Source organism: Bacillus sp. COPE52, from assembly GCF_003355115.1.
Taxonomy (GTDB): domain Bacteria; phylum Bacillota; class Bacilli; order Bacillales; family Bacillaceae_G; genus Bacillus_A; species Bacillus_A toyonensis.
The window spans coordinates 45,239-65,565 of the sequence record NZ_CP031292.1 but is presented as its reverse complement, the minus strand read 5'-3'; the positions used below and the strand labels follow the sequence as shown (position 1 = coordinate 65,565).

Below are 20,327 nucleotides of genomic sequence, written 5' to 3'. Positions count from 1 at the left end.
ATAGGTTCGAGGTGGAAGCATGGTGACATGTGGAGCTGACGAATACTAATAGATCGAGGACTTAACCATATAATATGTAGCAAATGTTATCTAGTTTTGAAGGAATATGCCTTCATAGTTTGGTGATGATGGCAGAGAGGTCACACCCGTTCCCATACCGAACACGGAAGTTAAGCTCTCTAGCGCCGATGGTAGTTGGGACCTTGTCCCTGTGAGAGTAGGACGTCGCCAAGCAACTAAAACACAAGTCTTTTGACTTGTGTTTTTTTGTATTGTTAAACAGTGCATAAAAGAAGTAATGGTAATACAAACACGTTGCCCAAGAGTAAATCATATTATATAAGAGATGGATGTATATTTTTCTGTAAATTGTTAAGGAATAGAGGTATCAAATATGTTTATTTAAATACAGGGAGGGAAGGTTATGAAATTACAAAGTGAAATTTGCATTGTTTGTGAGACAAAAAGAGAAGAAGGTATATATGTTTATAATAATTTGATATGTCATGAATGTGAAAAAGATATGGTGAGTACTGAGACAGATGATCCAAAATATATATATTATTTAAAACAGCTTCGGAAGTTAGAAGTATCATATTTATAAATAGGCATCTGCCTATTATTTTTTTTGCCTTAATATCTGTATAATAGATACAGAATGAATAATAAGGAAGAGATAGATATGAATCAAAAGCGTATGCCTTTATATGAGGCGTTAATAGAGTTTAAAGAAAGAGAACCACTGTCCTTTCATGTTCCAGGTCATAAGAATGGTGTAAACTTCCCTCAGGAAGCCATTAGGGAGTTTAAAGATATACTATCCATTGATGTAACCGAACTAACAGGGTTAGACGATTTACATAGTCCGTTTGAATGTATAGATGAAGCACAAAAATTATTAGCTGATGTATATGGTGCGGAAAAAAGTTATTTTTTAATTAATGGTTCAACGGTCGGAAATCTAGCAATGATTTTATCTTGCTGCGGTGAGCGTGATATTGTCCTTGTACAAAGAAATTGTCATAAATCAATCATTAATGGATTAAAACTAGCGGGTGCGAATCCAATTTTTCTAGACCCATGGATTGATGAGGCATATAACGTACCAGTAGGAATTGGTGATGAAGTTATTAAAGGGGCAATTAAAAGATATCCTAATGCTAAAGCCCTCATTTTAACGCATCCTAATTATTATGGTATGGGGATAGATTTAGAAGCAAGTATTGCTTATGCACATGCACATAAAATCCCTGTTCTAGTAGACGAAGCTCATGGAGCACACTTTTGCTTAGGGGAACCATTTCCAAAGTCAGCATTAGCATATGGTGCAGATATTGTGGTTCATTCTGCACATAAAACATTACCTGCGATGACAATGGGATCTTATTTACATATAAATAGTCATTTAGTGAATGAAGAAAGAGTTTCTGCTTATTTGAGTATGCTACAATCTAGTAGTCCGTCATATCCAATTATGGCTTCACTTGATATAGCGCGCTTTACACTAGCAAGTATAAAGGAAAAAGGTCATGATGAAATTGTCGAGTTTTTACGGAGATTTAAAAAAGGATTGTGTTCCATTTCGCAAATAGCTGTTTTACAATATCCGTTGCAAGATGATTTAAAGATTACTGTACAGACTCGTTGTCAGTTATCAGGATATGAATTACAGTCTGTATTTGAAAGGGCCGGAATATATACAGAAATGGCAGATCCATATAATGTCCTACTTATTTTACCTCTACAAGCAAAAGAGGAGTACATGAGGGCTATAGAGATAATTCGAGTTGCGTTGGAACATTATGAGGTGAAAGACAAGAACGAATCTATTCGTTATACTTATAAAAGAGAATCCTCTCCTTTACCGTATACATATAAACAATTAGAAGGATACAAAACAAAAGTAGTACCTATAGAAGAAGTGGTAGGGATGATAGCGGCGGAAATGATAATTCCATATCCGCCTGGAATTCCATTGATTATGTATGGAGAGAGAATTACTTCAGAACATAAAGAACAAATTATGTATTTAGAGAAAACAGGAGCTCGTTTTCAAGGTAGCACGAAAGATATGAAAGTGTATGATATAGAAAGTAGGTTTTAGGATGAAGGGATTATTTGTAACAATTGAGGGGCCAGAAGGTTCGGGTAAAACAACGTTAATTAAAAAATTATTACCATACTTTGAGCAAAAAGAACAAAAGGTAATGGCGACGAGAGAACCAGGTGGTATAGCAATTTCTGAAGATATTAGAACAATTCTACATAAACAAGAATATACGATGATGGAAGCACGTACAGAGGCGCTTCTTTATGCTGCTGCACGTAGACAACATTTAGTAGAAAAAGTTATGCCAGCGCTTAATGAGAACTATCTTGTATTATGTGATCGTTTTATAGATAGCTCTTTAGCGTATCAAGGATATGCAAGAGGCTTAGGAATGGATAAAGTATTTGAAATAAATCGCTTCGCAACAGAAGACTGTATGCCTAGTGTAACAATTTACTTAGACATTGAACCAGAGATTGGTTTAGCTCGCATTGAAAAAGATGCGGGGCGCGAAGTGAATCGATTAGATATGGAAGATATCTCTTTCCATAAACGTGTACGTGAAGGGTATTTACAAGTTGTAGAACGTTTTTCTGATCGTATTGTATTAGTAAATGCTGATCAACCAATGGAAAAACTTATAGAAGAAGTTGTTCAGATTATAGAAGATAAATTGTTATAATAGAAGGAAAGAATGAAATAAGTGAGGTATGCATTATGACGAAGACGTGGGAGCAGCTTTCTGCTATACAGCCCATCGGTGTAAAAATGTTGATGAATAGCATTGCAAAAGAGCGTATATCCCACGCTTACTTGTTAGAAGGAGGGAAAGGAACAGGGAAGTTTGCAACAGCGATTCAAATGGCAAAGAGTTTCCTCTGCTCTCAAAGGAATGAGGTAGAACCATGTCATGTATGTACAAATTGTAAACGAATTGACTCAGGTAACCACCCTAACCTACATATTGTAAAACCAGATGGATTATCTATTAAAAAGCAACAAATTCATGATTTACAGGAAGAATTTTCAAAAACAGGATTAGAGGCAAATAAAAAAGTTTATATTATCGAGCATGCAGATCGTATGACAGCAAATGCGGCAAATACACTATTGAAATTTCTAGAGGAACCGAGTAGTGATACAACAGCTATTTTACTTACTGAACAAAGTCATCAAATTTTAAATACGATTTTATCTCGCTGTCAAGTTGTTACATTTAGACCGTTACCTACGGAGTCTTTAAGTAGAAGATTACAGGATGAAGGCATTACGTCCTCTTTATCAACTCTAGCTGCACAGCTTACGAATAGTTTTGATGAAGCTTTAGCTTTATGTAATGATGAATGGTTTGCACAAGCACGAACTTTAGTGATAAAATTATGTGAAGCGCTCGAAAAAGATAAAGCCTCTATTTTTTTTGTACAAGAAAAATGGGGAAAACACTTTGGAGAGAAAGAACAGTTACAGCAAGGTTTAGATATGTTGCTCCTTATTTATAAGGATTTATTATATGTTCAACTTGGAGAAGAAGATCGTCTTGTTTTTCATGAGCAGAAAGAGATGTTTGAATCTTTTTCCTATGCTCAGAAGCGCATTGTATCAGCTCTCTTTAATATATTAGAGGCAAAAAATAGAATCAACGCTAATGTAAATGCGCAGCTTGTGTTCGAACAGTTAGTGTTGCGGTTGCAGGAGGGATGACCGTTTTGTATGATGTAGTAGGTGTTCGCTTTAAGAAGGCCGGCAAGGTATATTACTTTGATCCGAATCAGTTCGATATCTCTGAGAATGAGTTTGTAATTGTAGAAACGGTAAGAGGTATTGAATACGGAAAAGTAGTTATTACCAAAAAGCAAGTTGATGAAAACGATGTTGTGTTACCGTTAAAAAAGGTTATTCGTATCGCAAATGAAAATGATCGTACCATTGTTGACGAGAACAAACATGCTGCGAAAGAGGCATATCAAGTTTGTCAACAAAAGGTAGTAGAGCATAATCTAGATATGAAACTTGTAGATGTAGAGTATACGTTCGATCGTAATAAGATTATTTTCTACTTTACTGCAGATGGTCGGATTGATTTCCGCGAACTAGTAAAAGACTTAGCGGCAATTTTTAGGACGAGAATTGAACTAAGACAAATTGGTGTTCGTGATGAAGCGAAGATGCTTGGTGGTATTGGTCCATGTGGTCGTATGCTTTGTTGTTCTACTTTTTTAGGAGATTTTGAACCTGTATCCATTAAAATGGCAAAGGATCAAAATTTATCATTAAATCCTGCAAAAATTTCTGGTTTATGTGGTCGCTTAATGTGTTGCTTAAAATATGAGAATGATGAATATGAGGCAGCAAAGGAACAACTTCCTGATTTAGATCAACGTATACAAACACCACATGGTACTGGCCGTGTTATCGGATTAAATATTTTAGAAAGATTAATTCAAGTGGAGCTAGTAGACAAGGAACGGATAGTAGAATATACGTTAGATGAGTTAGTGAATAAAGGGGTCGTTTCGAGTCAAACCACAGATTAATGAGGTGGGTGCTTGTGGAGAAAAAAGATATTTTTGCATCGGTTTCTAGTATGGAAGAGCAAATTGGACATTTATATAAACAGTTGGGTGAATTAAAACAACATCTTGCAGAGTTGTTGGAAGAAAATCAACATATAAAAATGGAAAATGAAAATTTGCGACACCGTTTTGAAGAAGTGCAGAATAAAGAAAAACAAAAAGCTCAAAAACGTAAAGAAGTGAAGCCGAAGACGGATATTGGTGAAGGCTATGACAATTTAGCAAGACTATATCAAGAAGGTTTCCATATTTGCAATCTACATTATGGAAGTGTACGTAAAGAGGGAGATTGTTTATTCTGTCTGTCATTTTTAAATAAAAAGTGAAATTACCTTTCCAATTATAATTGGAAAGGTAATTTTTTATACATGAGAATAGAACAAAATGTATTTGTATATTAGTAGAAGATGAAATAGGGTAGGTTAAGTGTAAGAAAAGGAGTAATATATGAATTTATACGAAGATGAACGTTTAGATTATTTATTAGCGCAAGATATGAAGATTATACAAAGTCCATCGGTGTTTAATTTCTCTTTAGATGCCGTTTTACTTGCAGATTTTGCTTGGGTGCCAATTCAAAAAGGAAATTTACTTGATTTGTGCACAGGTAATGCGGTTGTGCCCCTTCTATTAAGCACGAGAACAAAAGGGAATATTACAGGTGTGGAAATTCAAGAACGTTTATATGATATGGGAATAAGAAGTGTTCAATACAATAAGTTAGAAGAAAGAATTCAACTCATACATGGAGATTTGAAAGATATGCCAGAGAAACTTGGGCGCCATCAATATGATGTTGTTACATGTAACCCTCCTTATTTTCAAACACCTCAAACGTCTGAGAAAAATATGAATGAACATTTAGCAATAGCTCGTCATGAAATTATGTGTACGTTAGAAGATGTTGTATCTGCAAGTAGTCAGCTAGTAAAACAAGGCGGGAAAGTAGCGTTTGTACATCGCCCAGGTCGTTTACTCGACATTGTTACATTAATGCGTAAATACAAAATTGAACCAAAGCGTGTGCGATTTGTTTATCCTAAGGCAGGTAAAGAAGCAAATACATTGTTAATTGAAGGAATTAAGGATGGGAACGCAGATTTAAAAATCCTACCACCTCTTTTTGTATACGAAGAAAATAACGAATATACAAAGGAGATTCGTTCAATTTTATATGGAGAAGAATAAGCATTGTTTTTATGTGGTGGAATGTTCTGATGGAAGTTATTATGCTGGATATACAAATCATATAGAAAAACGGATTCAGACTCATAATAGTGGAAAAGGTGCTAGATATACACGTGCTAGACTTCCAGTTGTTTTAAGGTATGTAGAGAATCATGAGGATAAACGAACAGCTATGCAGGCTGAATATCATTTTAAGCAGTTAACGAGAAAACAAAAAGAAGAATATATGCAAAAAGGAGAACGCTATGTGGCAGCAAAAAAGCTTTCAACAAAATGAAAAGGGGATGTTATATCTAGTACCTACTCCAATTGGAAATTTAGAAGATATGACATTTCGTGCAATTCGGATTTTAAAAGAGGTAGATGTTATTGCAGCGGAAGATACAAGACAAACCAAAAAACTTTGTAATTATTTCGAAATTGAAACACCTGTCATGAGTTACCATGAGCATAATAAAGAAGTAAGTGGAAAGAAAATATTAGAGAAGCTAGAGGAAGGGAAGAATATAGCACTTGTTAGTGATGCTGGTATGCCGTGTATTTCCGATCCAGGCTACGATATTGTTGTCGAGGCCGTAGCTGAGCAATATCATGTGGTTCCGCTTCCTGGGGCAAATGCAGCCCTTACAGCGTTAATTGCATCGGGTCTTGAAACAAAGCAGTTTTATTTCTATGGATTTTTACAAAGAAATAAAAAGGAACGAAAAATGGAATTAGAAAAACTTCGCTATGTGCAAACTACAATGATGTTTTATGAAGCACCTCATCGTCTAGATGACACTTTAATCTCGATGCAAGAAATATTAGGCAATAGGGAAATTGTATTATGTCGAGAGTTAACGAAAAAGTTTGAGGAATTTATTCGAGGAACAATCGAAGAAACAATTGAATGGACGAAGCAAAATGAAGTTCGTGGTGAGTTTTGTATTTTAGTAGCTGGTTCAACGGAAGAACCTGCTCCAGAAGAACAATGGTGGGAATCTATTTCGGTATATGATCATATTGAACATTATATAAATGAAAAAGGCATGAATTCAAAAGAGGCGATAAAAACAGTCGCTAAAGATCGAGATTTGTCGAAACGCGATGTGTATCAAATCTATCATGTCGATAAAAAATAAGCTTCTCATAATTGAGAAGCTTATTTTGCTGTTTCGATATAATCTTGAAGTTCGTTTAAGATTTGCTCAGCGCCTTCTTTGCTTAAGATAATTTTACCTTCAGCTAAAGATAGGTTACCATCAGATACTTCACCAGTTACTTGGCAAGTCATGTTTGGTTTATATTTTTTTAAGATGATTTTTTCGTCATCAACATAAATTTCAAGTGCATCCTTTTCTGCAATACCTAAAGTACGGCGTAATTCGATTGGAATTACAACACGACCTAATTCATCAACTTTACGAACAATACCAGTAGATTTCATAATTCTTTTCCTCCTAAATAAATAGTTTATAAGTTTCGAGTCTATTTTTTTGATTCGTCATTTTTCGACAAAATACCCTATGGACATATGATACCAATCATTTACATTTCCGTCAATTCTTAAATTCTATATTTTTTAAAAAGATTTATAGATTTCTTACTTCTTATATATAATAGAATGGGAGTAATTTTTGCGATTATTTTCTGAAAAATATATTTATTTAAAAGTAGGGTTGTATATTTTGTTTGAATATGAGTAATAGATGATAAAGATATGTAGCATTAACTGGTGTTTATCCCGCGTTAACGAGCAATAAGATTCCCGCTTTAAAATGCGGTTGGAGCAAAGAAGTTAAGTTGGAGTCGGGCTGCTCGTAAAAGATTGATTAGTGAGAGTTAATAATTTGTGGGGGATAAACACCCCTACGGATTAAAGTTTCACTTTATATATGAGTTTTTGATATACTATTTATAAATACATATGAGGTTATTCGGGAGGTCCAAAACAATGACAAAGGAAAATAAGTCCTTTTATATTACTACCCCAATTTATTATCCAAGTGGAAAGTTACACATTGGACATGCTTATACGACAGTAGCAGGAGATGCAATGGCACGATATAAGCGTATGCAAGGCTACAATGTTCATTATCTAACAGGAACTGATGAGCATGGGCAGAAGATCCAAAAGAAAGCAGAAGAGTTAAATGTGACACCACAAGCATACGTGGATAATATTGTTGCAGGAATTAAAGAGCTTTGGGAGAAGATGGATATCTCTTATGATGATTTTATTCGCACAACTGAAGATCGTCATAAAGATGTTGTCGAAAAGATCTTCAAGCAACTAGTAGACCAAGGTGATATTTATCTTGATGAATATGAAGGTTGGTATTCTGTACAAGATGAAACATTCTATACAGCGCATCAATTAGTAGATCCAATTATGGAAGGTGACAAAGTAGTTGGAGGAAAAAGTCCAGATAGTGGTCATGATGTAGAACTTGTTCGTGAAGAATCATATTTCTTTAGAATGGGTAAATATGTCGACAGACTATTAAAGTTCTATGAAGATAATCCACATTTTATCCAGCCAGAGTCTCGTAAAAATGAAATGATTAATAACTTCATTAAACCAGGATTAGAAGATTTAGCAGTTTCTCGTACTTCATTTGATTGGGGAGTTCGTGTTCCAGGCAACCCAAAACATGTTATTTACGTATGGGTTGATGCATTATCTAACTACATTACAGCATTAGGTTATGGAACAGAAAATGAAGAGATGTATAAGAAATTCTGGCCGGCAGATGTGCATTTAGTCGGAAAAGAAATTGTTCGTTTCCATACAATTTATTGGCCAATCATTTTAATGGCATTAGATTTACCTCTTCCGAAAAAGGTCTTTGCTCATGGCTGGATTTTAATGAAGGATGGAAAAATGAGTAAGTCAAAAGGAAACGTAGTAGATCCAGTTACATTAATTGATCGTTACGGATTAGATGCATTACGTTATTACTTACTTCGAGAAGTTCCGTTCGGATCTGATGGCGTATTCACACCAGAAGGATTTGTTGAACGTATCAACTTCGATTTAGCAAATGACTTAGGTAACTTATTAAATCGTACAGTAGCTATGATTGATAAGTACTTTAACGGAGAAATACCTGCATTTAAAGCAAATGTAACGGAATTCGATGAAACGTTAGTAACGTTTGCAAAAAATACATTGCAAAAAGTAGAAGACGCAATGGAAAATATGGAATTCTCTGTAGCGCTAAGCTCAATTTGGCAATTGGTTAGCCGTACGAATAAATATATTGATGAAACACAACCGTGGGTATTAGCGAAGGATGAAAATGATCGTGAAAAGTTAGCTTCTGTAATGGCTCATTTAGCAGAAGTACTTCGTCAAACAGGTATTATGCTTATGCCATTCTTAACAGTAGCACCAAGCAAGATGTTTGCTCAACTTGGTCTTACTGAAGAAGCACATAAATCTTGGGAAAGCCTATCTACAATTGGATGTATTCCAGGTGGAACAAAAGTAGAAAAAGGAAACCCAATTTTCCCTCGTTTGGAAATGGAAGTAGAAGTAGAGTATATTAAAGATCAAATGAAGAGCTCTGCGCCTAAAGTAGAAGAGAAAAAAGAAGAAGAACCGCAGGCAGAAGAAATTACAATTGATGATTTCTTTAAAGTAGAATTACGAGTAGCTGAAGTAATATCGGCTGAACCTGTAAAAAAAGCAGATAAGCTGTTAAAAATCCAGCTTGATTTAGGTACAGAAAAGCGCCAGGTTGTTTCAGGTATTGCAAAATTCTATTCTCCGGAAGACTTACAAGGTAAAAAAGTTATTTGTGTAACAAACTTAAAACCTGTAAAATTACGCGGTGAATTATCACAAGGTATGATTTTAGCGGGTGAAGAGAATGGAGTATTGTCATTAGCAACAATCGACCAAAATCTTCCGAATGGTACAAAAATCAAGTAATTAAGGCAAGAAAAGAGATGTTTCACGTGTAACATGTGTGAAGCGTCTTTTTTCTTTTTAAATTTCCTTTTTTTGCATTAAAATTGTAGTATTGTTATCGTTGAGTTAGAAAGAAAATCGTTTTTCTCTATGATAGAATTGATTTCAATATAAAAGGAGTTATTTATTATGTTGTTTGATACACATTCACATTTAAATGCAGAGCAGTTTGAAGAAGATTTACAAGAAGTTATTGCACGAATGAAAGAAGCAGGAGTTACATATACAGTTGTTGTTGGATTTGATGAAGTAACGATAAAAAAAGCGATTGAATTAGCTGAGGCTTATGATTTTATTTACGCTGCAGTTGGATGGCATCCTGTAGATGCTATCGACATGAAAGAAGAACATTTAGCTTGGTTAGAAGAATTAGCTTCACATCCTAAAGTCGTTGCAATTGGAGAAATGGGACTAGATTATCACTGGGATAAGTCCCCTAAAGAAATACAGAAGGAAGTATTCCGTAAACAAATTGCATTAGCTAAAAAAGTGAAATTACCAATCATTATACATAACCGTGATGCAACTCAAGATATTGTTGATATTCTAGAGGAAGAGAATGCGGCTGAAGTAGGGGGCATTATGCATTGCTTTAGTGGTAGTGTCGAAGTAGCACAGCGATGTGTTGATATGAACTTTTTAATTTCATTAGGTGGACCGGTTACATTTAAAAATGCTAAGAAACCGAAAGAAGTTGCAGTAGAGATTCCTTTAGAGAAATTGTTAATAGAGACGGATTGTCCATATTTAACACCACATCCATTTCGAGGGAAGCGAAATGAACCGAGTTATGTAAAGCTTGTAGCAGAAGAAATTGCGAATTTAAAGGGGATTTCTTATGAGGAAGTAGCAGAAGTTACAACAAAAAATGCAAAGGCTTTATTTGGTGTTGAATAAAAAAGGAATGGGAGAACCCATTCTTTTTTATTTTTTGAGAAAAGAAATAGTAGAAGCGAAAGAGAAGATAAGGGGAAATTAGGAAGTGTTACAATAAGGAGAGAGAACAAAGTTTGTACCAGTCTATTTTTTAAAATGTAAGAATGGGGAAAATAATAATGGAAAAGTCGTCATTTTTTTGTTTTACTAAGTAGAGACGAAATGAGTGTGGAGGCAAGCATGAAAATTAAAGAGATTATCGTTGTAGAAGGTAAAGATGATACAGTTGCAATTAAGCGTGCTGTTGATGCGGATACAATTGAAACGAACGGTTCAGCAATCGGTGATCATGTTATTGAGCAAGTTAAATTAGCGCAGCAAAAACGAGGCGTTATTATTTTTACAGATCCGGATTATCCAGGAGAGCGTATTCGAAAAATTATTTCTGACAAGGTACCTGGATGTAAGCATGCTTTCTTACCGAAGGAAGAAGCGCTTGCTAAAAGAAAAAAAGGTGTTGGAATTGAACACGCTTCTAATGAATCGATTCGCCGTGCTTTAGAGAATATACATGAAGAAATGGAAGCTTACACAAGTGAAATTAGTTGGAGTGATCTAGTCGATGCAGGCTTAGTGGGCGGAGAAATGGCAAAGAGTCGCAGAGAAAGAATGGGTAAGCTATTAAAGATTGGTTATACAAATGCAAAACAGTTACATAAACGTTTACAGATGTTTCAAGTTTCAAAAGAGACGTTTGCAGAAGCTTATAAACAAGTAATACAGGAGGAAAAGAAATGAAAGATATCGCAACGCCGAATCGTACGAAAGACATTGTTGAAAAGTATGGATTCTCATTCAAAAAAAGTTTAGGACAAAATTTCTTAATTGATACAAATGTATTAAATCGTATTGTTGATCACGCAGAAATCGGTTCAGAAAGTGGTGCAATTGAGATTGGACCAGGTATCGGTGCGTTAACAGAGCAGTTAGCGAAGCGTGCTAAAAAAGTGGTGGCTTTTGAAATTGATCAAAGATTATTACCAATTTTAGACGAGACGTTAGCTCCATATAGTAACGTTACAGTTATAAATAAAGATGTACTAAAGGCAGATGTACACGAAGTGTTTAGTGAGCAATTTGAAGAAGGACAAGATGTAATGGTAGTAGCTAATTTACCATACTATATTACAACGCCAATTTTATTTAAATTGCTTGAAGAAAAATTACCGGTTCGTGGATTTGTTGTTATGATGCAAAAAGAAGTTGGAGATCGTTTAGCTGCTAAACCTGGAACGAAAGAATATGGTTCTTTATCAATTGCTATTCAGTATTATACAGAGGTAGAAACAGTTATGACTGTACCGCGTACAGTGTTTGTACCACAACCAAATGTTGATTCTGCGATTATCCGTCTTCTAAAGCGTCCGAAACCAGTTGTAGAAGTGACAAATGAGACTTTCTTCTTTGAAGTAGTAAGAGCAAGTTTCGCACAGCGCCGTAAAACTTTAATGAATAATTTATCGAATAATTTAAATGGTTTCCCGAAAGATAAAGAGCTGTTGGATCGAATTTTAACAGAAGTAGGAATTGATCCAAAGCGAAGAGGCGAAACGCTATCTATCGAAGAGTTTGCAACATTAAGTAACGCATTAGTTCTTCATAAGTTATCATAAGGATATGAAAGGGACAGTTCAATTTGAGCTGTCCCTTTTGTCACCTTTCCTTTCCTAAATTCATACTTTAAAAACAGGTAAGATGGCCTAACGAGTTTGGAGGTAGGAGAATGGCTTTACATGTTGGAGAATTAGTGGAACGATATTCTCATAATAGGGATATCCTTTTTCGTATTATAGAAATAAAAGGCGAGATAGCTATATTGTTTGGGGAGGAAATTAGACTTGTGGCAGATGCGCCGCTTGAAGATTTAATTAGTATAGATCAACGAGAACATAAAAAAAGAGTGAAGCGTGAAAAAGAAACAATGGAGCGCACGTACCGTTTATTTCAACAAGATTATGTATTGATGAAACAAAGGCATGAACACACTTCAACTGGTGGATACACAAGTGAAGTGAATTACTTTCAAATGCCAGGACGCGTATTGCATATAGATGGGGACCCTTTGTATTTGCGCAAGTGTTTAGACCTATATAATAAAATTGGTGTTCCTGTACAAGGTGTTCATTGTAAGGAAACAGAGATGCACGAAAAGGTAGTAGACTTAATAGATCATTTCCGCCCAGACATTTTAGTTATTACAGGACACGATGCCTATACAAAATCCAAAGGGGTAAAGGGAGATTTAGCAGCATATAGGCATTCAAGGCATTTTGTACAGGCTGTCCGAGAAGTACGAAAAAAATATCCATCATTGGATCAACTCGTTATTTTTGCTGGGGCGTGTCAATCGCATTTCGAGGCGTTAATTCGAGCGGGTGCTAACTTTGCTAGTTCTCCGTCTAGGATTAACATTCATGCACTAGACCCTGTGTATGTAGTTGGTAAAATTAGCTTCACTTCATTTATGGAGAGAGTAAATGTATGGGATGTTGTACGTAATACGATTACTGGTGAAAAAGGACTGGGTGGAATTGAAACGAGAGGGATTTTACGAACAGGATTACCCTTCCAACATTATGAAGAATAAGCAAGGTACATACGTATCTTGCTTTTTTATGCGTAAGAGAATGAAATGAATTTGGATAAAAAGTGGTAAGAGCGTAAAGACTATACAATGATACTTTTACAATATAGTATTTCTTCTATCTATTCGAACGCATGATGCTTTTATAATGATATAGTCTGTGAATTGCGGTTAATAATTGGGATAGATATATCGTGTTTTAAGTGTTCAATCTAAATTACAGCGAGGTGTAGCAAGGTATATGTCAAAACGTTTAGATGAAATTAAAAGCGAATTAGATCACCATCTTGGACAGCGACTTATGTTAAAGGCGAATAGCGGAAGAAGAAAAACAGTGGAGCAATCAGGTGTACTTGCAGAAACTTATCGTTCTGTGTTTGTTGTACAGTTAGACCAACAAGAAGATGCATTGCAACGTGTATCTTATAGTTATGCAGATGTTTTAACAGAGACGGTAGAGTTAACATTTTATGGTGAACCCCATAATGAAATTATTTTATAACTCATGTGTCGTTACATATATTCCCACAAATGAAAAGTTATATTATTTTGCATACTAATTATACCGTAGCAAAATAAGGGGGGACTCTGCATTGAGTAGACGAAGAGGTGTCATGTCAAACCAGTTTAAAGAAGAGCTAGCAAAAGAGCTGGGCTTTTATGATGTTGTTCAGAAAGAAGGATGGGGCGGAATTCGTGCGAAAGATGCTGGTAATATGGTGAAACGCGCTATAGAAATTGCAGAACAGCAATTAATGAAACAAAACCAGTAGTTGTAAGATTACTTTCTATGCTACGGTAGCCGAGGAGAGATTCCTCGGCTTTTTGTACTCTGAAAGGTGCCATCATTTTACATAAGTAGTTTCATTCTGAATGCTTTTCGTTATAATTAGGGAAGTGTCATCGTCTTACTATAAATTTATGGTAAAATAAACGATAAAAGATTGAGTACATAGAGTGGGTGAATAGATTGAAGCTACTAGTGAAAGCACCAGCAAAGATTAATCTGTCGTTAGATGTACTGGGAAAAAGACAAGACGGATATCATGAAGTGAAAATGATTATGACAACAATTGATTTAGCGGATCGTTTAGAACTAATGGAATTAGCAGAAGACCGTATTGAAATTTTATCCCATAATCGGTATGTCCCAGACGACCAACGAAATTTAGCTTATCAAGCAGCGAAATTATTAAAAGAGAAGTTTAATGTGAAAAAAGGTGTATCTATTACTATTGAAAAAACGATTCCAGTAGCAGCTGGATTAGCAGGTGGAAGTAGTGATGCAGCAGCGACATTACGTGGTCTTAATAAATTATGGAATTTAGGGCTTACAATTGACGAATTAGCAGAGCTTGGCTCAGAAATTGGATCAGATGTATCGTTCTGTGTATATGGAGGGACAGCAATTGCCACTGGAAGAGGAGAGCGAATTGAGCATATAAAAACGCCACCTTCTTGTTGGGTTATTTTAGCGAAGCCACATATTGGTGTATCTACTGCTGACGTGTATGGAAATTTAAAACTAAATCGAGTTACACATCCAAATGTAGATAAAATGGTTGATGTCATCAATGCTGGGGATTACAAAGGGATTTGTGATACTGTTGGTAACGTCTTAGAAGATGTAACATTTAAGATGCATCCCGAAGTTGCTCGTATTAAAGCACAGATGAAACGATTTGGAGCAGATGCTGTATTAATGAGTGGAAGTGGTCCAACTGTATTCGGACTTGTACACCATGATTCGCGAATGCATCGCATTTATAACGGATTAAAAGGATTTTGTGAACAAGTATATGCGGTACGTTTATTAGGAGAGCGAGAAACGCTTGAATAAAGACGTATAATACGTTATGATTTGTTTAGAATATTCGTGATTTGAGGTGGGCGTATGAAAATTAGACGAAGTACAAGATTAGTCGATATGACATATTACTTGTTACAAAACCCTCGTCAGCTAGTTTCTCTCACTTTTTTTGCTGAAAGGTATCAATCGGCTAAATCCTCTATTAGTGAAGATTTAGTTATTATTAAGCAAACGTTTGAACAACAAGGGGTCGGCACATTGCAAACGGTACCAGGAGCAGCAGGAGGAGTGAAATATATACCATATATAAGTGAAGAAGAGGCAGATCTAATTATTGATGAGCTTTGTAGCTTATTTGAAAATCCAGATCGTATTTTGCCTGGTGGTTACTTATACATGACAGATCTTTTAAGTAATCCTCGTCATATTAATGGTGCAGGTCGTTTGTTTGCTTCTGTCTTTGCTAGGCAACCAATCGATGCAGTTATGACGGTAGCAACAAAAGGGATTCCACTTGCTTATGCAGTGGCAAACTACTTAGATGTACCGGTAGTAATTGCGAGGAAAGATAATAAGGTAACAGAAGGTCCAACTGTTAGTATTAACTATGTATCAGGTTCTTCTAAACGAATACAAACAATGACGTTGGCAAAGCGTAGTCTTCCAGAGGGATCAAACGTTTTAATTATTGATGATTTCATGAAAGCTGGCGGAACAATTCAAGGTATGATGAGTATGCTAGAAGAGTTTAAGGCTAATGTTGTTGGTATCGGTGTATTAGTAGAATCCACAGATATCGAAGAACGACTTATTAATAACTTTGTATCATTAATTCGTCTTTCAGAAGTTGATGTGAAAGAAAAATCGATTCAAGTGGAGAAGGGGAATTATTCACTTACACCATTTGATGAAGGACTTGTAGAGGTTGAATAAAAAAGGTAAAGCAAATGGCTTTATCTTTTTTTTATTCTATTTATAAATTATAAAATAGATGGACAAACTGCTTTTCGTGCACTATTTTTAAAGAGTAAAAATAAATAATAAAAGGGTGAAAAAATATGAAAGTTGTTCAAACAAGCAAGGCACCACAAGCAATTGGACCTTATTCACAAGGGATTATTGTAAATAATATGTTTTACAGTTCAGGACAAATTCCATTAACAGCAAGTGGAGAGCTTGTAACGGGAGATGTAACAGTACAAACAGAACAAGTATTTGAAAATTTACAAGCAGTATTAGAAGAAGCAGGTGCTTCATTTGATACGGTAGTAAAAACAACAGTATTCTTAAAAGATATGGATGATTTTAATGCTGTTAATGAAGTATACGGTTCTTATTTCTCTACTCATAAACCAGCACGTTCTTGTGTACAGGTAGCAAAATTACCGAAAGATGTTTCAGTTGAAATCGAAGTAATCGCCCTAGTTAAGTAACCTTTTGTAAGCGATAACCTCTACTAATCCTTATATTCAATTGCAATAAAAATTTTTATCTTAAAAATTTTTAAAAAATTAAAGGGAAAATAGAAAATTTGTGGAATTTATACAAATATATCGCTTATTTAGAAAAGGGTGGTGAACACAAGATGGAAGTGACTGACGTAAGATTACGCCGCGTAAACACAGAAGGCCGCATGAGAGCAATTGCCTCTATTACTCTAGACCATGAATTTGTTGTTCATGATATTCGTGTAATTGATGGTAATAATGGATTATTTGTAGCAATGCCAAGTAAACGTACTCCAGATGGAGAATTCCGTGACATTGCACATCCGATTAATTCTAATACACGCTCTAAAATTCAAGATGCGGTTTTAACGGAGTATCATCGTTTAGGCGAGTTAGAAGAGGTTGAGTTTGAAGAAGCAGGTGCTTCGTAAAATTCGAATGAAAAGGGCTTTTGAAAGAAAGTCTTATAATTTTGTAGCAAACTCCTGTAAGCATTTACAGGAGTTTGTTTTTTTTTTGACTTTATATAATTTATATTTAAAACATTCATCGTTTATTAAAATGAAGAGAAGAAACTACTAATTTTTTCAAAATCATTTTAAATAGTATAGCTTATTTCTTAAAAAAGATACTAAAGAGTAAAACATCTTATAAGAATTATGGTAAAATTTAATAGTTAAAATGTGTTTCTTGAAATATATGATGATTTAGGATAATATCGTTAATGGATAAATAGGTTGCGATGGAGGGTCTATATGTCAAACAGATTTGCAGTGATTCTAGCTGCAGGTAAAGGCACACGTATGAAGTCTAAGCTATACAAAGTGCTGCATCCTGTATGTGGAAAACCTATGGTACAACACGTAGTCGATCAAGTAACTCAATTAGGATTGCAGAAACTTGTAACGGTCGTTGGACATGGTGCTGAAATGGTACAAGAACAGCTAGGAAACGTAAGTGAGTTTGCATTACAAGCAGAACAACTTGGTACAGCGCATGCTGTAGATCAAGCTGCTAGCGTACTTGCAAATGAAGAAGGAACAACTTTAGTTATTTGTGGTGATACACCTTTAATAACTGCTGAAACGATGGAAGCATTACTTCAGCAACACAAAGAAGCAGGAGCAATGGCAACTGTGCTAACAGCATACATAGAAGAGCCTGCTGGATATGGCCGTATCGTTCGTAACGAAAATGGTCATGTTGAAAAGATCGTTGAGCATAAGGATGCAAATGAAAAAGAATTAGCTATTAAAGAAATCAATACAGGTACGTATTGTTTTGATAATAAAGCTTTATTCGCTTCACTTTCTAAAGTTTCAAATGATAACGTACAAGGTGAATATTACCTTCCAGATGTTATTGAGATTTTAAAAAATGAAGGTCATATCGTATCAGCTTATCAAACAGAGCACTTCGATGAAACGTTAGGTGTTAACGACAGAGTCGCTCTATCGCAAGCGGAAATTATTATGAAAAATCGTATCAACCGAAAGAACATGGTAAATGGTGTTACAATTATTGATCCAAGTAACACATATATTTCTGCTGATGCAATTATCGGTAGTGATACAGTTCTTCATCCAGGAACAATTATTGAGGGGAACACTGTAATTGGTTCTGATTGTGAAATTGGACCGCATACAGTAATTCGCGATAGTGAAATTGGAGATCGTACGACAATTCGTCAATCTACTGTACATGATAGTAAGCTTGGTACAGAAGTATCGGTTGGTCCATTTGCACATATTCGCCCAGATTCAGTTATTGGAGACGAAGTACGCGTTGGAAACTTCGTGGAAATCAAAAAAACTGTTTTTGGTAATAGAAGTAAAGCCTCACACTTAAGTTATATCGGGGATGCACAAGTTGGAGAAGACGTGAATCTTGGTTGTGGTTCAATTACGGTGAACTATGACGGCAAGAATAAATTTAAAACTGTGATTGGTAACGGGGTATTTATTGGATGTAATTCAAATCTTGTTGCTCCTGTAACAGTTGAAGATGGTGCTTATGTGGCAGCAGGCTCTACAATTACAGAGAATGTCCCATCAAAAGCATTATCAGTAGCACGTGCACGTCAAGTTAACAAAGAAGACTATGTTGATCAATTGCTGAATAAGAAAAAATCATAATGTGGAGGGTTAATCTAGATGTCGACTCAATATCTAAATTCTAATTTGAAAGTATTCTCTTTAAACTCTAATAAGGAACTTGCTGAGCAAATCGCAAAGCATATTGGAGTAGGACTAGGAAAATGTTCTGTTGATCGTTTTAGTGATGGAGAAGTTCAAATTAACATTGAAGAAAGTATCCGTGGTTGCGATGTATTCATTATTCAATCTACAAGCTTCCCAGTAAACGAACATATCATGGAATTACTTATTATGATCGATGCATTAAAGCGTGCATCTGCAAAAACAATTAATATTGTTATTCCTTACTATGGTTATGCGCGTCAAGACCGTAAAGCGCGTTCTCGTGAACCAATTACATCGAAACTTGTAGCAAACTTGCTTGAAACAGCAGGTGCAACTCGTGTAATCACTCTAGATTTACATGCTCCACAAATTCAAGGATTCTTTGATATCCCAATCGACCACTTAATGGGTGTACCGATTCTTTCAGATTACTTTGAAACAAAAGGTCTTAAAGACATCGTAATCGTATCACCTGACCATGGTGGTGTAACTCGTGCTAGAAAAATGGCAGATCGCCTAAAAGCGCCAATCGCTATTATTGATAAACGTCGTCCTCGTCCGAATGTATCAGAGGTAATGAACATTATCGGTAACATCGAAGGCAAAACAGCAATTTTAATTGATGACATCATTGACACAGCTGGTACAATTACATTAGCAGCAAACGCTCTTGTTGAGAACGGTGCTTCTGAAGTATATGCTTGCTGTACACACCCAGTATTATCTGGCCCAGCAATTGAACGTATTCAAAATTCGAATATTAAAGAGTTAGTTGTAACGAACTCTATCGTATTACCAGAAGAAAAGAAAATCGACAAAGTACATGAACTTTCAGTTGCTCCATTAATTGGAGAAGCAATCATTCGTGTATACGAAGAAGAATCTGTAAGTGTATTATTCAATTAATTGGATAGAATGAGACGTAACCAAGCTTGGTTACGTCTTTTCGTATCGAAAAAAGAAAGTAGTGGTACAAGAATGAAATTGATAGTAGGACTTGGGAACCCAGGTAGAGAATATGAATTAACAAGGCATAATATTGGATTTATGGCAATTGATGAACTTGCAAAGCGTTGGAACATTTCTTTGAATGAACAGAAGTTTAAAGGCGTATTTGGTGCAGGATTTGTTAATGGAGAAAAAGTAATCTTATTAAAGCCACTTACATATATGAATTTATCTGGGGAAAGTATTCGTCCACTTATGGATTACTATAAAATTGATGTTGATGATTTCGTTGTTATGTATGATGATTTAGATATCCCGGTAGGTAAATTACGCCTTCGTATGAAAGGGAGTGCCGGTGGACATAATGGCGTGAAATCAACAATTTCGCATTTAGGAACGCAAGAGTTTCAACGTATCCGTATGGGAATTGATCGCCCGAAAAATGGGATGAAGGTAGTAGATTACGTATTAGGACGTTTTACATCCGAAGAGATTCCTGATGTCAATCATTCCATTGAAAAAGCAGCGGATGCATGTGAAGAGTGGTTAAATAAGCCTTTTCTCCAAATCATGAATACTTTCAACAGTTAAGGTTATGATTGGGAATATTTTATTTTATTTTTACCCATACTAG

24 protein-coding genes and 1 rRNA gene are annotated in these 20,327 nt (G+C 35.4%); 24 read left to right on the top strand and 1 reads right to left on the bottom strand.

The genetic code is table 11. From position 1 onward, the window contains the following. Positions 1-118: 118 nt before the first annotated feature. The 10 genes from rrf (at position 119) to rsmI (ending at position 6,932) form a co-directional block, all read left to right on the top strand. Positions 119-234: ribosomal RNA gene (rrf, locus tag DPQ31_RS00365) — 5S ribosomal RNA — on the top strand. Positions 235-424: 190 nt separating this feature from the next. Further along, positions 425-604, top strand: coding sequence for a sigma factor G inhibitor Gin (locus DPQ31_RS00360; protein WP_097958136.1), 180 nt, complete (start codon positions 425-427; stop codon positions 602-604). Between the two features lie 78 nt (positions 605-682). Continuing rightward, positions 683-2,104: an aminotransferase class I/II-fold pyridoxal phosphate-dependent enzyme gene (locus DPQ31_RS00355; RefSeq protein ID WP_098912725.1), complete on the top strand. Its 1,422-nt coding sequence runs from the start codon at positions 683-685 to the stop codon at positions 2,102-2,104. A gap of 1 nt (position 2,105) precedes the next feature. After that, positions 2,106-2,732, top strand: a complete 627-nt coding sequence (gene tmk, locus DPQ31_RS00350) for a dTMP kinase (protein ID WP_000677212.1) — start codon at positions 2,106-2,108, stop codon at positions 2,730-2,732. Between the two features lie 35 nt (positions 2,733-2,767). Continuing rightward, positions 2,768-3,751, top strand: a complete 984-nt coding sequence (gene holB / locus DPQ31_RS00345) for a DNA polymerase III subunit delta' (RefSeq protein ID WP_000169567.1) — start codon at positions 2,768-2,770, stop codon at positions 3,749-3,751. 5 nt (positions 3,752-3,756) lie between these two features. Then, positions 3,757-4,584 (top strand): PSP1 domain-containing protein, encoded by an 828-nt coding sequence (locus tag DPQ31_RS00340; RefSeq protein ID WP_000272428.1) that lies wholly within the window; start codon positions 3,757-3,759, stop codon positions 4,582-4,584. Positions 4,585-4,598: 14 nt separating this feature from the next. Then, complete coding sequence (yabA, locus tag DPQ31_RS00335) at positions 4,599-4,949, top strand: DNA replication initiation control protein YabA (protein ID WP_000412058.1); 351 nt, start codon at positions 4,599-4,601, stop codon at positions 4,947-4,949. Positions 4,950-5,070: 121 nt separating this feature from the next. Then, on the top strand, positions 5,071-5,811 hold the full coding sequence (locus tag DPQ31_RS00330; RefSeq protein ID WP_001055365.1) for a tRNA1(Val) (adenine(37)-N6)-methyltransferase: 741 nt from the start codon (positions 5,071-5,073) through the stop codon (positions 5,809-5,811). Then, the gene (locus DPQ31_RS00325; protein ID WP_000414346.1) at positions 5,798-6,088 is read left to right on the top strand and encodes a GIY-YIG nuclease family protein; all 291 of its coding nucleotides are present in this window, start codon (positions 5,798-5,800) and stop codon (positions 6,086-6,088) included. The genes DPQ31_RS00330 and DPQ31_RS00325 overlap by 14 nt, the downstream gene beginning before the upstream one ends. After that, entirely contained in the window at positions 6,057-6,932 is an 876-nt protein-coding gene (gene rsmI, locus DPQ31_RS00320; RefSeq protein WP_000267798.1) for a 16S rRNA (cytidine(1402)-2'-O)-methyltransferase, read from the top strand. The genes DPQ31_RS00325 and rsmI overlap by 32 nt, the downstream gene beginning before the upstream one ends. A 20-nt stretch (positions 6,933-6,952) precedes the next feature. Here rsmI and DPQ31_RS00315 read toward each other — a convergent pair whose 3' ends face one another. Then, entirely contained in the window at positions 6,953-7,237 is a 285-nt protein-coding gene (locus DPQ31_RS00315; protein ID WP_000843036.1) for a transition state genes transcriptional regulator AbrB, read from the bottom strand. A gap of 507 nt (positions 7,238-7,744) precedes the next feature. Here DPQ31_RS00315 and metG point away from each other — a divergent pair. The 14 genes from metG (at position 7,745) to pth (ending at position 20,284) form a co-directional block, all read left to right on the top strand. Beyond that, entirely contained in the window at positions 7,745-9,727 is a 1,983-nt protein-coding gene (gene metG, locus DPQ31_RS00310) for a methionine--tRNA ligase (protein ID WP_395933292.1), read from the top strand. 168 nt (positions 9,728-9,895) lie between these two features. After that, on the top strand, positions 9,896-10,663 hold the full coding sequence (locus DPQ31_RS00305) for a TatD family hydrolase (RefSeq protein ID WP_000895828.1): 768 nt from the start codon (positions 9,896-9,898) through the stop codon (positions 10,661-10,663). Positions 10,664-10,882: 219 nt separating this feature from the next. Continuing rightward, the gene (gene rnmV / locus DPQ31_RS00300; RefSeq protein ID WP_000692838.1) at positions 10,883-11,440 is read left to right on the top strand and encodes a ribonuclease M5; all 558 of its coding nucleotides are present in this window, start codon (positions 10,883-10,885) and stop codon (positions 11,438-11,440) included. Continuing rightward, positions 11,437-12,315 (top strand): 16S rRNA (adenine(1518)-N(6)/adenine(1519)-N(6))-dimethyltransferase RsmA, encoded by an 879-nt coding sequence (gene rsmA / locus DPQ31_RS00295; RefSeq protein ID WP_000651557.1) that lies wholly within the window; start codon positions 11,437-11,439, stop codon positions 12,313-12,315. The genes rnmV and rsmA overlap by 4 nt, the downstream gene beginning before the upstream one ends. A 110-nt stretch (positions 12,316-12,425) precedes the next feature. Next, a complete protein-coding gene (gene yabG / locus DPQ31_RS00290; RefSeq protein ID WP_001173740.1) occupies positions 12,426-13,289 on the top strand; it encodes a sporulation peptidase YabG in 864 nt (287 codons plus the stop codon). A gap of 238 nt (positions 13,290-13,527) precedes the next feature. Continuing rightward, a complete protein-coding gene (gene veg / locus DPQ31_RS00285) occupies positions 13,528-13,788 on the top strand; it encodes a biofilm formation stimulator Veg (protein ID WP_000044348.1) in 261 nt (86 codons plus the stop codon). A 91-nt stretch (positions 13,789-13,879) separates the two neighbouring features. Next, positions 13,880-14,059 carry an acid-soluble spore protein SspF gene (gene sspF, locus DPQ31_RS00280; RefSeq protein WP_001985066.1) on the top strand — a complete coding sequence of 60 codons (180 nt, stop codon included), beginning with the start codon at positions 13,880-13,882 and terminating at the stop codon, positions 14,057-14,059. 197 nt (positions 14,060-14,256) lie between these two features. Continuing rightward, on the top strand, positions 14,257-15,126 hold the full coding sequence (ispE, locus tag DPQ31_RS00275) for a 4-(cytidine 5'-diphospho)-2-C-methyl-D-erythritol kinase (protein WP_000772089.1): 870 nt from the start codon (positions 14,257-14,259) through the stop codon (positions 15,124-15,126). 54 nt (positions 15,127-15,180) lie between these two features. Next, a complete protein-coding gene (gene purR / locus DPQ31_RS00270) occupies positions 15,181-16,029 on the top strand; it encodes a pur operon repressor (RefSeq protein WP_000702479.1) in 849 nt (282 codons plus the stop codon). A 125-nt stretch (positions 16,030-16,154) separates the two neighbouring features. Next, positions 16,155-16,529 (top strand): RidA family protein, encoded by a 375-nt coding sequence (locus tag DPQ31_RS00265; RefSeq protein ID WP_000869822.1) that lies wholly within the window; start codon positions 16,155-16,157, stop codon positions 16,527-16,529. A gap of 152 nt (positions 16,530-16,681) precedes the next feature. After that, positions 16,682-16,975: a septation regulator SpoVG gene (gene spoVG / locus DPQ31_RS00260; protein WP_000454042.1), complete on the top strand. Its 294-nt coding sequence runs from the start codon at positions 16,682-16,684 to the stop codon at positions 16,973-16,975. A gap of 324 nt (positions 16,976-17,299) precedes the next feature. Further along, positions 17,300-18,679 carry a bifunctional UDP-N-acetylglucosamine diphosphorylase/glucosamine-1-phosphate N-acetyltransferase GlmU gene (glmU, locus tag DPQ31_RS00255; protein ID WP_000071045.1) on the top strand — a complete coding sequence of 460 codons (1,380 nt, stop codon included), beginning with the start codon at positions 17,300-17,302 and terminating at the stop codon, positions 18,677-18,679. An 18-nt stretch (positions 18,680-18,697) separates the two neighbouring features. Next, positions 18,698-19,651, top strand: coding sequence for a ribose-phosphate diphosphokinase (locus DPQ31_RS00250; protein WP_000107420.1), 954 nt, complete (start codon positions 18,698-18,700; stop codon positions 19,649-19,651). Between the two features lie 72 nt (positions 19,652-19,723). Further along, positions 19,724-20,284 carry an aminoacyl-tRNA hydrolase gene (gene pth, locus DPQ31_RS00245; RefSeq protein ID WP_079520253.1) on the top strand — a complete coding sequence of 187 codons (561 nt, stop codon included), beginning with the start codon at positions 19,724-19,726 and terminating at the stop codon, positions 20,282-20,284. The last annotated feature ends 43 nt before the right edge of the window (positions 20,285-20,327 follow it).